This is a genomic window from Deltaproteobacteria bacterium CG11_big_fil_rev_8_21_14_0_20_49_13 (genome assembly GCA_002796305.1).
GTDB lineage: Bacteria > UBA10199 > UBA10199.
The window spans coordinates 1-15,387 of record PCWZ01000041.1 but is presented as its reverse complement, the minus strand read 5'-3'; the positions used below and the strand labels follow the sequence as shown (position 1 = coordinate 15,387).

Genomic DNA, 15,387 nt, shown 5'->3' with positions numbered 1-15,387 from the left:
TGAATGCGTTAGTGGCGGCGACGAAGGGGGTAACAACGAATTCAGATCGTTTTTATTCTGCGGTGGCGACGTTTCTCGATTTGGCAAAAATAAATCCTGACCTTGCGCAACAGACGGTTGACGCTTTAATGAGGATGCGGACCGGAGGCCCAGGTCCAACAGAAACGATGAAGGTTGCCGACTTTGTTGTATACGGCAGAAGGATGCGCCTTGCAACGCCGGAGCTTGTTTCTGCCCTCAGACAATTACGAACAGACACCGAGGCCATCGCACAGATAAGGGCGAGTGCCGAAGGTCATCTTAGCAGCCTTAAACTTTCAAGGCCGGATCTTTTTGAGGAATCTTTTTGAGGATTCCCGTAGCTTTTGAGTCCGTCTTGTGGTTTTCACGCTGGAGATCGAGCGCCTTGTCGTAAAATTCGTCTATGGCTCCGTGGACGTCTCCAGCTACGACTATTGTCATGACTATTTCTCCAGCCTCTCAGCTACAGCACAGACGATGTCGAAGGCTTTGTCGAGATCGAATTGCTCGAAATCTTTCTTCCGCAGGACAGAGCCGAGTTCCGAATGAAGCTGTTCCTTAAGAGCCTCTTTGCGTGAGATCGACAAATCGACCTCTTCATTTCCAGGGACTGCGAGTTTTGCAACAACGAGATCGATAAAATCCTTTCTCTGCGGATCAAAACCCATCGAGGCCACCGCATGAAATACATCGTAGAAGTCGCGAATTGCCGGCTTCCGTCTCGTCATCGCTGCTCTAAATTTTTCAGCATAGGCTTCCTCGTAGGCCATGACCGCCGCGGGAAATGCCGATAAGACTTCAGATTCCTTGATGGAATCGATGAGAAGCGTTTTCACTAGTTTATGCTCGATCGGACGAAGAGTATTCTCCCTCAATCCGATTTCGATCTTGATTCTCTCAGGATCTCCCGTCACCTGACTGACATAGGATGCGTAGCCAATATATTGTTTGGATGCATTGTGGCCGCGAAGTCCCATCTCCAATCGGATTCCTGAGACCTCGTGAGCCAGCCTCTCCATGAGATCTTTGTATGGTTCCGCCGCCTTGCTTCTCTCTGCGCGGGTAGCCTCTGACGGGAGAGGGATGACAAAATCCAGATCTTCGCTCAAACGATAGAAGTCGGTGTGCACCTTCGAGAGAGCTGTGCCACCTTTAAAAACAAGCGACGAACTATCGTTCTGGTAAAAGAAGGCGAGCACCAGTGAGCAAAAATAATCCTTCTCAATGAGTTTCGTGCCGAATCCTGTTTCGCCAGCCGTGAACGTAATGGCATCACGAAAGAGCTCGGCCTTTTCATGATAACGACATGATTCAGTAGGTAATGCGATCATTGATTACCACCCCCCAATAAGAATCGACCTGTCCACGCTTTGGTTTTCGTGGAACAAGAGGTATGACGGCTTTCGAATCGCCAATAGCTTTCTTGAGAAAGCGCAAACTGCGTTTTGAATCACCGTTGTGTTCCAAGAGACATCCAATTCGGCGAAGGATCGCCTTGTTGCCGCATTTTATGGCCATCCGCGCGAGCTCCCGTTTGAAGCAAGGATCATCGTGGCATGAGGCGATGATCCATTCAAATGCGCGCGGTATCGTATTAAAACGCGACCAGTCATAAATAGCATCGACCAGCGCCTTGGGCTTAGAAGCCATCACGATCTTTGCGCCGTCCGGCCCAGTTGACCTGATCCATCCTTGAAGCCGCTCAGCCGAGGTCTTGACGAAGACAAATGCATAACCGCCGATTTCCTTTTCTCCTGAAAAACGATCGTTATAGACAAAGAGCCTGTTTGGAACCTGCTCGTCGAAACCGTAGAGGTGAAAGGCATTGGGACCGCTGATCTGATAGGTCGATCCTTCCAACTCCATGAGCTTGGAAAGGAGAAAATATTCGCTTACATTCAGACGGCCTGAAGGAGACGGCTTCGACGGCACACAATACGCTCCCCGTTTGAGGCGAACGATCTGCCCCTTGCCTTCGAGCCTTGAAAGCAGCCTCATCTCTTGAACCTTGGTAATTCCTAGACCTGCAGCAATGTCTCCAAGGAGTAGAACCTCCTTTTTCAGGAATTGGGCATAGGAAACAGCTCTTAACCCCTGACTGCTCATACCGGCCGAACGTTTTTTGTTTTGTATCATATTTCTCGATACTCTCCAAACAAGAGAATACCTCTAAATATAGTATATTGCAACTAAATATATTAGCTTTAATAAACCAATACATACGCATATTACAACCTTTTATCTCTACTCAACGAGATTCAATATTATTTAGTAAGTGAGCCAGTACGCCCAATAATGGCTCGTGTTTTCAGTATTTAGGCCACTTTCAACAAATGCTGAAACATGCCATTTTAAAACCCACAAAAAACCCACAAGACGGACTCGTTTAGGGTGTACTAGGATGAATCGTTATAACATATTGAAATTATTGAATATGAGCGACACGGGCATATTCAAAAGTGTAACATTCCCGTCGCTTTTGAGTCCGTCTTGTGGTTTTTGTTAGCTCCAATTAAGCTCTTTCATGACCGCCTGCATGTCTTCCCAGACGGGGCGCTTCATATTGGGGTTTCTAAGTAAAAAGGCCGGATGGAACGTTGGCATGAGCTTGTACCCGTTCCAGTCGAGGAATTTTCCGCGCAGTTTTGAGATGGGAACCTCGGTCTTTAAGATGTCCTTTGCCGCGGTAGCGCCAAGACAGACTATAACTTTAGGTTTAATGGCCTCGATCTGCTTCATTAAAAATGGAGTGCATGCCTCTATCTCGTCAGGTTCGGGTGCCCGGTTATTCGGAGGACGGCATTTTACTATATTGCCAATATAGACATCACTTCTTTTAAGCCCCATGGCCCCGATTATCTTTGTAAGGAGCTGTCCGGCCCTTCCCACGAACGGTTCTCCCTGATCATCCTCGTCGGCGCCGGGGCCTTCGCCGATGAATATAAGTTCTGCGTGAGGATTTCCAACCCCAAAGACGATGTTCTTGCGAGCCTTAGAGAGCTTGCATCTTTTGCAATCGCCAATTTCGACGCGGATTTTATCTAAAGCGTTGTCATTGCGAGGAGTCCGTAAGGGCGACGAAGCAATCTCCTGCGGGGGATTGCTTCGCCCAGCTACCTGCCTGCCGGCAGGCAGGGGCTCGCAATGACACGCGCTTTTTGGCATTTCTTCTACTCCCATCATCTTTTGATACTTCAAGTGGGTATCAATGTCCTCGATCAACTCTTTTATTCCATTTTTCATAAAATTGTATTAAAATCCAAGGACACGCACTTAATTCCGAGATCGAATTAAGTGCATGTCCCCTATATGCTTATCTATATCATTTTATCAACACTTGTTTTTCTTCTCATCCCGGAAATTGCCCACGCATGGGGACCGGGAACCCACATTGAAATAGCCTTTTCGATGCTGGAAAAGATCGCCCTTATGGCGCCAGCCGTCAGGGCCATAATTGCCGGAAGGGAAGAGTGGTTCGTTTATGGGAACGTTGCGGCCGATATCGTTGTGGGGAAGAAGTTCGCCGGGCATGATAATTGCCATAACTGGCACATAGGAAAAGAGGTGCTAAAAATGGCCCGAACCGACCGTGAAAGGGCGGCGGCCTATGGCTATCTTTCCCACCTTGCCGCAGATACCATAGCCCACAACTACTACATTCCGTTCAAGATGGCAGAGAACTACAAGACAAGGGTTCTTTCACACACATACTGGGAGATGCGCTTTGATATCCATGTGAGCCAAAAGGTCTGGGAAAAGATGATGCGAATGATAAGGGGAAACTTTTCCCCGTTCGACGATCTTCTGGAAGATGTCCTAAGGCATGTCCTCTTTTCTTTCAGGACCAGTAAAACTATATTTTCAAGTATCCTTGCCTTTCAGCGATTCAGGCAGTTCAGACGGACGTTCTCCGTATACGCCAAGAGGTCCCGTTTCAAGCTTGACACCGAAGAAATATCGCACTACATGCGCCTTGCAGAAGGGGCGGCCTTGGAGGTGCTTTCAGATCCGGACGGCGCTCTTTGTCTTCAGAGCGATCCGACAGGCTCATATAAACTTGGGTACGCAGGCTGGTTGAGACGTCAGATCAAAAAAGCCCTGAGAGACAGGACCGTTCACACAAAGGACGTCGAACTCTTGCTCGCCACGGTAAAACAAAAGTTGTATAAGGGTATCAATGAACCGCAGATATTGTTGCCCAATCTGAGTGATCTGCGACCACGGTAGTTTTTATGTTCCTATTCTTTACAGAGATCGTCAAGAAGGGCGTCGTGGACAAGAACGGCCGGTGGCTGGGGCGCCCCCACGATTTTTTAGTGGCAAGGATGGGCGAGTCCTACCCGAGGCTTTCTGCAATAGTCGTTTCAAAGGGCCACATTAACAAAAAATATGCGGTCGTGCCATGGGACCAGGTTCAAAGGACGAACGAACAGTTCCATATAAAGGCGGCCTTCGAGGCGCTTGAGTTTAAGGCCGATTATTTCGAAGAGTCGGCAACGTCGCTTAGAAATAATATATTGGACCAGCAGGTCGTGGATACTTTCAACAGAAAGGTGGTCCGCGTTAACGATATCCACTTCCTGAAGGTGGACAACGATCTTCGCATTGCCCATGTCGATATAGGCTTCAGGGGCATGATGCGCCGGATGGGCTGGCAGATATTCGTCGATTCGGTGGTTGAGCTGATCAACCCCCACTCCACCTATCTTACGATGGAGGGCTTTCTTTCGTGGAAGTTCGTTCAGCCGCTCTCTATCCATCCGGACAAGGGGACCATTCAGCTCAATGTTTCGCATGCTCAGATAAAATCGATCCCGCCGCCGGACCTTTCCGAGATGCTCGAAGAGCTCGACCCCTACCAGCGCGCCGCCCTTTTCAAGACCCTCGATATAACCACGCAGGTGGAGATCATCACCGAGATGGAGATGAAGATGCAAAAGGAGCTGGTCCGCGTGCTCGATGCCAAGTCTTCGGCGGCGCTCTTTGAAAACATGCCTCCCGATGAGGCGGCCGATCTTTTGGGAGAACTTTCGAGAAGGTCCGCCGACAGGATACTTACACATATAGGTACGAAGAAATCGAAGAAGCTCTCGACCCTTCTTTCCCACAAGAGCAGGTCCGCGGGCGGCCTTATGACCACGGAGTTCATAACTCTCGGCGATATTATGACCGTCGGCGATTCCATAGAACATATCAAGAAGATGGAGACGACGGCCGAAACTATCTACTACGCCTATGTGGTAGATAGCGCGGACAGGCTCCATGGAACCGTGACCTTCAAGCGTCTATTGCTGGAGCCGCTGGACAGGAAAGTAACGGATATCATGCAGACAAAACCTCCGTGTGTTCATGTGGACGACAGCGCAAAGGAGGTCGCCTACGTCCTGGATAAATATAACCTGATGGCCATCCCCGTTATCGACCACGAAAGGGTGATACAGGGGATCATTACGATAGATGACGTTTTAAGCTTGGTCATAGCGGAGACCTGGGGCAAGAAGACGGGTATATTATGAGGTGGCTAAAAGAAAAAAGACCGATACCGAAAGGTTTCTTTAGGAACATCGGGATATTCCTGGCCGTTATCGGGCCAGGGATAATCACCGCCAATGTAGACAACGACGCCGGCGGAATTGCGACCTATTCCGTTGCAGGTGCCGATTTCGGCTACAATCTTTTATGGACGACCATTCCTGTGTGCATTGCGCTGGTCGTCATAATGGAGATGAGCGCAAGACTTGGCGCAGTTTCCGGCAGGGGACTTTCGGACCTAATAAGAGAGCATTTCGGGCTCAAGATAACGTTCTATCTGATGATGATCCTTTTGGCGGTCAACATCGGTAACGTTATGTCCAATTTCGCAGGCGTTGCCGCCGGAATGCAGCTTTTCGGGATAAATAAATATATGTCGGTCCCCTTGGGGGCTTTTCTTGTCTGGGCGCTCGTTGTTAAGGGGACATATAAATCGGTCGAGAAGATATTCCTCTTTGCCTGCCTCTTCTATATCGCGTATGTGGTTTCCGGATTTATCGCCAAACCTGATTGGAACGAGGTCCTCATCAGCACCGTAAAGCCGGTCATTAAGTTGAACAGCATGTACCTGTATATGATAATAGGTATAGTGGGCACATCGATCGCGCCATGGATGCAGTTCTATCAGCAGTCGGCGGTGGTAGAGAAGGGGATAACGGCAGACAGCTATCAGCACGCAAGATGGGATGTTTATGTCGGGGCGGTCGCTGCGATTGTGGTCATCTACTTCATAATACTTACCTGCGGCGCCACTCTTTTTAAGAGCGGGATAAAAATAGAGAACGCCGCCGACGCCGCACTTGCGCTTAAGCCCATCGCGGGCGCCTACTGCTTCAAGCTCTTCGCCTTCGGTCTTGTCAACGCCTCTCTTTTTGCCGGGAGCATAATACCGCTTTCAACGGCATTTACCGTCTGCGAAGGACTTGGATGGGAGAACGGCGTGAACAAGACGTTCAAGGAAGCGCCGCACTTCTACCGGCTCTACACGGCTATAATAGTTATAAGCGCCGCCGCTGTCCTTTATCCCAACTTTCCCCTGCTCGGCACCATGATATTCTCGCAGGTCTTGAACGGAATACTTCTTCCGTTCATACTTATCTTCATGCTTATCCTCATCAACAAGAAGTCGCTGATGGGGGATTTCAAGAACGGTCCCATATTCAACACCATTGCCTGGGCAACCGCGTTACTGCTTATAGCTCTGACGATAGCGCTTGTTGTGACACTTCTATAAGGAGAGTTCATGCTTACACCTTTCGATGTATGGAAAATGTCATCGGCCTTTCAAACGGCAAGGATGATCCTTTCTGCATCCGAGCTCGGGATCTTCGAGGCCTTAAGTTCAGGGGCAAAGGATACAAAAAAACTGGCCAGGCTTTGCAGGTCAAGCGTTCGCGGGATGGAATATATCCTTGATGCGTTGGCCGCGATCGGTATCCTGGAAAAGAACCGCGGTATGTACAGGGTCCCGAAGGCGCTTAATGCAGCGCTTTCACCTGATTCGGAAGACTCGATCCTTCCCATCCTCCGGCACAGTTCCTCCATGTGGTTCAAGTGGCACTGTCTGACCAAGGTTGTTAGAACAGGGAAGCCCGCCGATTGTCTGAAGGAGATGGATAGGGACACAAAGGATAAAAGGGTGGCGTTCATTGGGGCGATGCATGCAATAGCCGTTGGCCGGGGCATTGCGCACTATATTGCCAGAGATTGCAAGGTGGCTTCGAGGCGCAAAAGACTTTTAGATATCGGCGGGGCATCGGGCACATATGCCGTGGCGTTCCTGAACATCTATCCGAAACTTAAGGCGACGATATTCGACCTGCCGGATGTGATACCGATGGCCAAGGCAAGGATAGAAAAAACGAGATTTGCGAAAAGGATAGGTTTTTGCAGAGGAGATTTTGATAGCGACGCCCTTCCAAAGGGCCACGACCTGGCGCTCCTCTCCGCCATCATCCACCAGAACGGCCGCAAAGAGAACCGTGCACTCTATAAAAAGATATATAGCGCGCTCGACGATGGTGGAACCCTTATCATCCGCGATCATGTGATGAGCGATGACAGGACCAAACCTCCGCTTGGAGCGATATTTGCCGTTAACATGCTCGTTGCGACCGACGGCGGCGGGACCTACACATTTAAAGAGATCAGGGAGGACCTGGCGAGCACAGGGTTTTCTAGGATAAAGATGATCCGCAAAGGGGACAATATGGACTCGCTCGTGTCAGCGGAGAAAAGGCTACAGACCTAAGTTGCCAAGCCCGCCCATTTTGGACATTCTTTCGGCCATTCTTAATTGCATCTTTTTGACGGCGCTGTTCATGCAGTCCTTGACCAATCTTTCCTGTCGGCCTTGATCGAGCCCTGCATTGAGTGTAACCTCTTCAACTTCCATTTTGCCATTAATGGTCACCTTTACGCCGTCCTTTTCGATATCGAGCTTTTCTTTGCCAAGCTGGTTCTGAAGGTCGCGAAGCTGCTTTAGTTGTTTTAGTTTGTCGAACATTTTGTTCTCCTTGCCTCGGCGGGCTTTAATTTAGGGGAAAGACCGCAAAAACAAGCGGGTCCCATATCATGTGTGAGATAAGTACAACAACGAGCGAGTCTGTCAATAGATATAAATAGCCCCAAAATAGGCCGCAGGTGAGCGCTGCAAGGATAAGGACAGGATTAAGTGTAGGTATATGAACGGCCGTATATATTGCCGCGGTGATGATAAGACCCGGATATTTGCCCAAATTATCGGAGAACTTTTTCTGGATATAGCCGCGCCAGAAGAGCTCTTCGCCAAAACCTATCGGAAAAAAGAGAAGTATCGCTACTACAAAAGCAGGGGCGTAGCCCATATTACCGTAAACAGCCCCAAGGTTCTCCGCGTGAGTGGGCACAAAGAACGGAAGGAGCTTTTTGCCGGTCCAAAATACAAGATAGAGAGCCATGGCGGAAGCTATTCCCAGAGATATGTTCTTGAGGTTGAGCTCTTCTTCTTTAAAGAGAGGCCTTCCGAATAGATATGAGATAACGATAAGCATAGATGTGGATGTACTCATCATCACCCAGAAGTTGAAAGGCTTTAAGACGAACATGATGAACCATAGGACGAATGCAATAACTATACTGAGACATGTCATCCCTGCGAAAGCAGGGATCTCATGCGAGCAAGCCATGTCCCCGTTCTCACGGGGATGACATTTGTTGATTAGCCGGACCATATTGAGATTAATATCGAGATGATGAAAAGAATGCTGAATGCGGAATGGAACTGCGCGGTACGGGCGTCAATGTCGGCAAATTCCGCCTCGGGCGTGCCGGATTTATTCTTGACCGCCTTTATGAGCTTAACGGCCGAAGGAATCGATGCGAACGTCAAAAGAGATATCCATGTAAGGTTCGCAAAAATTATAAGTATCGGTATCATGACGTAGGCGCCGATAAGAAGCGCGTAATACATCCTCTTAGCGTTCTCTTCACCTATCATGATGGGAACGGTCCTGATCTTAACAACGCTGTCGTTCTTGATGTCGCGAAGGTTGTTGCTGTGAAGAACGGCGTCAACAAGGAGAGCTACCGGTATGGCGTAAAGAGCGGGAGCCCAGGCGAAATGTCCCGCCTGAACAAAGAATGCGCCAAGGCACATTGCGGGCCCAAAGGCGAGGAATACCGCAATATCTCCCAGCGCACGATATTTAAGGATGAAAGGGTTCACTGTGTAGAAGAACCCTAAGAAGGCGCCAAGCGCGATGAGCCAGACAAGATCCGATCCATGTGCAAGCGTTAGTATAAAAAATAGGCCTATCGCAGATGCAACGATGAAACAGACGAGCGCCGCCAGAAAATTCTCTTTTGGAGTAAGAAGTCCTTCAACAAGGACGCCGCTTGAGCCGTATCTCCCTTCCCGATCGACCCTGTTCTTGAAATCAAAGTAGTCAGAGAAGATATTTGCGCCCGCATGGGCCAGCCAGCAGCCGAGGATCGTTAGAATAAGGTAGAACCACTTTATATGCATCAAGGGGTTCTCATACATGGCTATTACCGCCGCCAAAATGGGGGGAACGATACTTACCGTAAATGAAAAGGGCCTTGCCGCCCGCCAGTAGATCTTTATTTTTTCCATATATTAGACCTTTTCAAGTGCGGTCTTGAGGGCTTTGATAAGATCGTCGACATCTTCAATGCCAACAGAGATACGAACGAGTCCGTCCGTAAGGCCGCCCTTTTCGCGTTTTTCCTTAGGGACGCATGCGTGCGTCATTGAGGCAGGGTGCTGGATCAGGGAGTCGACGCACCCGAGAGATACGGCAAGTGTGAATATCTCGATGTTGTTCATCAGTTTCTTTCCCGCTTCAAGTCCGCCCTTAAGATCGAACGATATCATTCCGCCAAAATCCTTCATCTGCCTCTTCGCGAGCTCATAATAGGGGTTCTTCTTGAGGCCGGGATAATGGACGTGCGCAACCTTTGGATGGCCCTGCAAGAATTCGGCTATGGCCATTGCATTGCTACAATGTTTATCCATTCTAACAGGGAGCGTTTTTAGCCCTATATTGACAAGCCAGCTGTCAAAAGGGCTCGGGCTGCCACCGACATCCTTGATCACGGTGTAGATAGCGCTCTTGACGTCATCGTGAAATGTCGTTGCGAGCCCGCCAACCACCGTTCCGTGCCCGCATATATATTTTGTTGTGGAGTGGACGACTATATCCGCGCCAAGCTCCATAGGCCGCTGGAGATAGGGGGTTGCAAATGTGTTGTCTACGATCACCTTCATATTTGGGTTCACAGACTTTACTATCCTTGAAATCGCCTCAATGTCCGAAACAACGAGCAGCGGATTTGCTGGCGTCTCGAAGAAGAAGGCCTTTGCGTCGCGGTTTGCCTTGACGACCATCCCTACCGCCTCCAGGTCGGCAGTATTTACCTCGACCGTATTTATACCGAAGCGCTTTAGCACATTGGAGGCGAGGTGTTCGGTGGCTCCGTAAAGTACGTCGCCCATTATTATGGTATCGCCCTTGCCTGCAAGGGCCATCAAGGTCGATGCTATCGCCGACATGCCGGAAGAGAACGCTAAGGTGGATATCCTGAGGTCTGGGTTCTTCTTCTTTACTTCAGCTCCTTCCAACGCGTTCACCTTTGCCTCCAAAAGCCTTACGCTTGGGTTTCCAAGGCGGGTGTACATGTATCCGTCTTTTTCGCCCGCAAATATCTGGGCGCCTTCTTCAGCCGTCTTGAACACGAAGGTCGATGTCTGGTAGATCCCGCCGGTATGAGCCGAAAAATGGGGTTGCCCGACATGCTCGCCGGCATGGACGGCCCTGGTGGCAAAGCCGCAGTTAAGGTAGAATTCCTTGATCAGGTCCCGACTTTTTGAATCTTCCATATAAATGCCTCCTTATTGTTAATGATGGGATGCCGTTTACTACACGTAAATGAAGGGTACAACAATTAAATATTAAAGGAAAAAGAAGTCGCAGATTCGGACCAAGCAGGGACCTTCATGAACCAGCTCCCCAAGGATATAGACCTAGAGCTCACGCTGCTCCATTTTGGGCAACGTATCTTCGATCTCATAATTGTTTTCATAGGCATTTTTTGAAAATCTTGAATCTTGAGAGAAGCTTGTCCAGAGAAAACAAACCTCCTCCCGCATCGATCAAGGCAATAGAGCTCATTAGAAGGACAAGCGGATAATAGGGATCGTCCTTGTCGGCCGTGATTATTGCGATGAGCATAATGATGCAAAATGGAAACGCGGTAAGCCTTGTGGCAAAACCCAAGATGAGAGCCAGTCCGCCAGCAAATTCGGTGATGGCAACTAGATAACCGTTAAAGACCGGAAATGGTATGCCCAAATTCTGGAAATAAGTAAATACCGCGTCAAGGCCGTATCCACCGAACCAACCAAAAAGTTTACCGGCGCCCGCCTTAAAAAAGATCCCTCCGACAACGATTCTCATCAGGCTGACACCGAAACCTGTTTGTGTGAAAATTATTTTATAAATAAGTTTCAATATGCCTCGAATATATTCCCATATTCTCCATTAATCAAGGCCATTTTCGAATTGAAAATATTCTTGATATTTTGAGCTTATTTCAATATAAAAACCGCGATGACATTTCGGTAAGTCGTCAATAAAAAAGGGGGAGACGATGAATAAAGAGAAGATCAGGAAGGTGCTGTCTAAGGTAGGAGTGGCCGGTCTTGCCACAACAGTCGGCATATTCACCAGCGCTGTTGTCAACGCAGGCAATAGTTGCGGCAAGGGCTCATGCGGATCGAAGAAAGTTGAAGCATCGGAGAAGGCGGAAGATGCAGGGAAGACGTCTTGCGGTGCCGGCATGAAAAAAAGCGAGACAAAGAAAGAAGAGATGACAGCTCCGGCAAAAAAAGAAACCAAAGCAAAAAAGAAAAAGAACAAAAAAGAAGCCAAGTCGTCTTGTAGCAAGTAAGACATTTGTTTTTGGACAGGAAGATTGTGAGCACATCATCAAAAGACGAGGCCTGTGCGATTTTTCCCCTCTGCCGCTCTCTCGTCGGTGGCGAGAGGTGGAAAACCTTGCTCGCCATGTCCGGCAATTCTACGACAGCCGAATCTTTCGTGGATATGTTCTCCTCGCAGGTGGAGAATTTAGGGTTGCCGCCATTTTTATCCCAACTCGCAAAGCTCGAATGGACAAAACATGTCGTAGAGCGTTCAACTATTGAGATCCCTAAAGAAGCGACGCAGTTCAAGTTGAATCCGACGCTTGAAGTGTTGGATCTTTCCTGGAAGCTAACGCCTTTTTTAAATGGGATCGAGGATATTACGTGCGTTCAACCGTCACCAGAAAAGGAATGGGCAATAATCTGGCAAAATCCAAAAGACAGAAAAGTGCTGGTTGAACCGGCTTCCAATGAGGAGTTGCTTGCGATCAAGGTATTGGCCGAAGATATGACGCCGGAAGATGCGGCAGACGCCGGCGAAATTCCTGTGGGCGCAATTGACCGCGCGATCTTGGCCGCCGTCGAAAACGGGTTGGTGCTTGCTCCCCGCTCGCGCATCAGAAGAAATGAGATGTTCCTTCCTGCAGGTACTCCGGAATGTTTTATCACGGCAAAGACATTTACGCTTCAGTGGCATATCACCAATGTTTGTGACCTTTCCTGCAAACATTGCTATGACCGAACAAAGCGTTCGCCATTAACATTGGAACAGGGAAAGCGCGTTCTTCGCGATTTCCGCGAATTCTGTCGGGAGCGGCACGTTAGGGGGAACGTTTGTTTTACCGGAGGGAACCCATTTCTTTACCCGGAGTTTTTCTCACTCTATGAAGCTACGTCTGCAATGGGTTTTTCGACGGCCATTCTCGGTAATCCCGTACCAAGAAGCAAGATCGAAAGATTGGTTGCGATCCAGCGACCCGGCTATTTTCAGGTGAGCCTGGAAGGGGAGCCAAGCCATAACGACGATATTCGCGGCAGGGGATTCTATCTCCGTGTTATCGAATTTTTGGGCATGTTGCGCGATATGGACGTTTCGTCGGCGGTTATGCTCACGCTGACAAAGGACAATATCGATCAAGTGCTTCCTTTGGCCGAACGGCTTCGAGGCCACGCCGAATACTTCACCTTCAATAGGCTTTCATGTGTAGGTTCAGGAGCGAACTTAAGCCTGCCGACACGAGAACGGTACATTGCATTCCTGCACGCTTTCGTAGATGCGGCGCAGGCCAATCCGATCATCGGGTTCAAGGACAACCTTATAAATATCGTTCTTCATCAAATGGGCAAAGAGCTCTTTGATGGTTGCACCGGTTTTGGTTGCGGCGCGGCATTCAACTTTCTGGCGATATTGCCGGACGGAGAGGCGCATGCTTGCAGAAAATTTCCATCGCCGCTTGGCAATGTTTTCCATAAGACCATCACGGAAATTTATGATTCAGAGACTGCAGAACGCTTTCGTCGCGGGTGCCGTGCCTGCGATGGATGCGCGCTCAAGGCCGTGTGTGGAAGCTGTCTTTCGATTGCAAGTAGCCATGGTCTTGATATGTTCGAACAACAGGATCCATACTGTTTTATGAAATCGACGTAAACGTGAAGCAAACGGGGTCACAAACGGGGTCAGGCTGAACTATTTAACTATTGACAGCATGTTAGATATTGCCTGACAGGTTTTGAACGTATGGCTCGCAAATCAAGAATTGAATTTCCGGGAGCTGTTTATCACGTCACGCGTGGAAATAATCGGCAGAAGATATTTGCCAACGATGGGGACCTCGGAGATTTCCTTAAGCTTTTAAAACGGTACAGAGAGAAATTTCAGTTCAATTTATACGCTTACTCGTTAATGCCAAATCACGTGCATATGCTAATTGAAGCCGGCGAAATTCCCCTGTCACGGGTAATGCAGGCGTTACAATTTAATTACACGCAGAAATTCAATCGCAGGCATAAGAGAAAGACAGATAAAGACCATTACGCGCGAAAGGCTTGGCACCAAAGAAAGGGGGATGGTGGCCTATATTTGCAAAGCGTTTGGCGGCAAAAGCTCCGGCGAGGTAGCCAGATATTTTGGCTGGAGCGATGTGATCATGTCTAGGCTGATCAGGCAGATTGAATTTGAAAAAGACGATGACAGAGAGCTTAAGAAACAGATGAAGAAGATCGAGCTGGAGATCAAAGGTAAATACAGACCTCTATTGGTCCGAGAGATAAAAGTTAAATAGTTCAGCCTGACCCTGTTTATGACCTGTTTACTGTTTACTGTTTACTGTTTTGACCCTGTTTATGTTTAATTTACTACCAAGCGATAGGATTATAAGCTGGAGGAAAGTTATGAGCGAAGCAGGAAAAACGAGATACATTCTGTATGCCCGCAAATCGTCAGAGAGTGAAGGCCTATCCTGCCCTTGAGGTCGAATGCAAAAGGTTAGAACCAGAGCAAATCCCCGAAAACAAAGAACGGAACGCTCTAAACTGTCACCGGCCACCCGAAAAACGACAATTAGTGGCCGGGTCAAATGCGACGATTACCTGATGGGTTCATTTACGATTCCTTTTTGTTTTTAGCAAGGGCATTTTCTTCCAAACGATAGCTCTTCCCCTGAAAAGATAACATATGGGCATGATGCATGAGCCTGTCGAGGAGAGCAGAAGTGGTAGCGGCATCGCCTAAGGTTTTGGGCCAGTCTTCTATCGGTCTATTGGATATCATGATAGTAGAAGCGTGTTCATAGCGCCGCATGATAATTTCGAGGAGTTCTTCCGCGTCATCATATTTGAGGCGTTTGAAGCCCATGTCGTCAAGGATAAGCAGGTCGGTCTTAAGGAGCCTGGCGAAGAGGCTTTTGCGCTGGCCGGTTGCGGTGGCCTCCATGATGTCGGCAATAAGGTCGTGGATCTGGAAGTAAAGCGAAGAATAACCTGCGTGGATAGCGCAGAGGGCGATAGCGTTCATGAGGTGCGACTTGCCCGTTCCCGGTTGTCCGATGGCGATAATATTTTCATGTTCAGCGATAAATCGGGCGGTGGCAAGTTCGCAGACGATCTTTTTGGGTGTTTTTGGATTGAACGACCAGTCGAAGTTGTCGAGGCGTTTCAGGGGATTTAATCGTGCAAGTTTGAGGCGCCGGTCAAAGAGGCGATCCTTTCTTCTTGTTGTCTCGTCGTCCAGGAGGAGTTGAAAGAACTCCATCGGGGCGAGCGCTCCGTCCGTTGCCTGCTGAATACGCGCGGGCAGTGAGGCTATCATGCCGGAAAGTCGGAGGGATCTAAGGGTTCGTTCAAGCTCTTGGTTGATCAACATGTTTTTTCCTTTCTGTTTCAGTTCGTTGGTTAGTTGTTTTTGATACCGG

Annotated in this window: 17 protein-coding genes; 8 read left to right on the top strand and 9 right to left on the bottom strand. The window is 48.8% G+C overall.

Features of this window, described 5'->3' with window-relative positions; translation table 11 throughout:
• The first annotated feature begins 11 nt into the window (after positions 1-11).
• Positions 12-350: a hypothetical protein gene (locus tag COV46_03525; protein PIR17616.1), complete on the top strand. Its 339-nt coding sequence runs from the start codon at positions 12-14 to the stop codon at positions 348-350.
• Between the two features lie 114 nt (positions 351-464).
• Here COV46_03525 and COV46_03520 read toward each other — a convergent pair whose 3' ends face one another.
• From COV46_03520 to COV46_03510, 3 genes are all read right to left on the bottom strand, one after another.
• Complete coding sequence (locus COV46_03520; GenBank protein ID PIR17615.1) at positions 465-1,352, bottom strand: hypothetical protein; 888 nt, start codon at positions 1,350-1,352, stop codon at positions 465-467.
• The gene (locus tag COV46_03515) at positions 1,333-2,157 is read right to left on the bottom strand and encodes a hypothetical protein (GenBank protein PIR17614.1); all 825 of its coding nucleotides are present in this window, start codon (positions 2,155-2,157) and stop codon (positions 1,333-1,335) included. The genes COV46_03520 and COV46_03515 overlap by 20 nt, the downstream gene beginning before the upstream one ends.
• 366 nt (positions 2,158-2,523) lie before the next feature.
• Positions 2,524-3,264: a hypothetical protein gene (locus COV46_03510; protein PIR17613.1), complete on the bottom strand. Its 741-nt coding sequence runs from the start codon at positions 3,262-3,264 to the stop codon at positions 2,524-2,526.
• 66 nt (positions 3,265-3,330) lie between these two features.
• On the opposite strand from COV46_03510, the gene COV46_03505 reads away from it, so the two are divergent.
• Genes COV46_03505 through COV46_03490 form a run of 4 tightly spaced genes read left to right on the top strand, consistent with a single transcriptional unit; the run spans position 3,331 to position 7,804 of the window.
• Positions 3,331-4,248, top strand: a complete 918-nt coding sequence (locus tag COV46_03505) for a hypothetical protein (protein PIR17612.1) — start codon at positions 3,331-3,333, stop codon at positions 4,246-4,248.
• A gap of 5 nt (positions 4,249-4,253) precedes the next feature.
• Positions 4,254-5,537 (top strand): hypothetical protein, encoded by a 1,284-nt coding sequence (locus COV46_03500; protein ID PIR17611.1) that lies wholly within the window; start codon positions 4,254-4,256, stop codon positions 5,535-5,537.
• Positions 5,534-6,787, top strand: a complete 1,254-nt coding sequence (locus COV46_03495) for an Mn transporter (protein ID PIR17610.1) — start codon at positions 5,534-5,536, stop codon at positions 6,785-6,787. Before COV46_03500 ends, COV46_03495 begins: the two co-directional genes overlap by 4 nt.
• Before the next feature lie 9 nt (positions 6,788-6,796).
• Complete coding sequence (locus tag COV46_03490) at positions 6,797-7,804, top strand: hypothetical protein (protein ID PIR17609.1); 1,008 nt, start codon at positions 6,797-6,799, stop codon at positions 7,802-7,804.
• On the opposite strand, the gene COV46_03485 is transcribed toward COV46_03490, so the two are convergent.
• The 5 genes from COV46_03485 to COV46_03465 all read right to left on the bottom strand — a co-directional run bounded on the left by COV46_03485 (position 7,793) and on the right by COV46_03465 (position 11,564).
• Positions 7,793-8,059, bottom strand: coding sequence for a hypothetical protein (locus COV46_03485; GenBank protein PIR17608.1), 267 nt, complete (start codon positions 8,057-8,059; stop codon positions 7,793-7,795). The two genes, COV46_03490 and COV46_03485, sit on opposite strands and share 12 nt — an antisense overlap.
• Positions 8,060-8,084: 25 nt before the next feature.
• Positions 8,085-8,765, bottom strand: a complete 681-nt coding sequence (locus COV46_03480; GenBank protein PIR17607.1) for a CPBP family intramembrane metalloprotease — start codon at positions 8,763-8,765, stop codon at positions 8,085-8,087.
• Positions 8,753-9,667, bottom strand: a complete 915-nt coding sequence (menA, locus tag COV46_03475; GenBank protein PIR17606.1) for a 1,4-dihydroxy-2-naphthoate octaprenyltransferase — start codon at positions 9,665-9,667, stop codon at positions 8,753-8,755. Before menA ends, COV46_03480 begins: the two co-directional genes overlap by 13 nt.
• Positions 9,668-9,670: 3 nt before the next feature.
• Positions 9,671-10,933 carry a methionine gamma-lyase gene (locus COV46_03470; GenBank protein PIR17605.1) on the bottom strand — a complete coding sequence of 421 codons (1,263 nt, stop codon included), beginning with the start codon at positions 10,931-10,933 and terminating at the stop codon, positions 9,671-9,673.
• Positions 10,934-11,132: 199 nt separating this feature from the next.
• Positions 11,133-11,564 (bottom strand): DoxX family protein, encoded by a 432-nt coding sequence (locus COV46_03465; GenBank protein ID PIR17604.1) that lies wholly within the window; start codon positions 11,562-11,564, stop codon positions 11,133-11,135.
• 139 nt (positions 11,565-11,703) lie between these two features.
• On the opposite strand from COV46_03465, the gene COV46_03460 reads away from it, so the two are divergent.
• The 3 genes from COV46_03460 to COV46_03450 all read left to right on the top strand — a co-directional run bounded on the left by COV46_03460 (position 11,704) and on the right by COV46_03450 (position 14,132).
• Positions 11,704-12,003, top strand: coding sequence for a hypothetical protein (locus tag COV46_03460; protein PIR17603.1), 300 nt, complete (start codon positions 11,704-11,706; stop codon positions 12,001-12,003).
• Between the two features lie 5 nt (positions 12,004-12,008).
• Complete coding sequence (gene sbtM / locus COV46_03455) at positions 12,009-13,625, top strand: selenobiotic family peptide radical SAM maturase (protein ID PIR17602.1); 1,617 nt, start codon at positions 12,009-12,011, stop codon at positions 13,623-13,625.
• Positions 13,626-13,715: 90 nt separating this feature from the next.
• Complete coding sequence (locus COV46_03450; protein PIR17601.1) at positions 13,716-14,132, top strand: hypothetical protein; 417 nt, start codon at positions 13,716-13,718, stop codon at positions 14,130-14,132.
• A 447-nt stretch (positions 14,133-14,579) separates the two neighbouring features.
• Here the strand turns inward: COV46_03450 and COV46_03445 are convergent.
• Positions 14,580-15,387 (bottom strand): hypothetical protein (locus COV46_03445; protein PIR17600.1); only part of this gene is annotated, 808 nt, incomplete at its 5' end.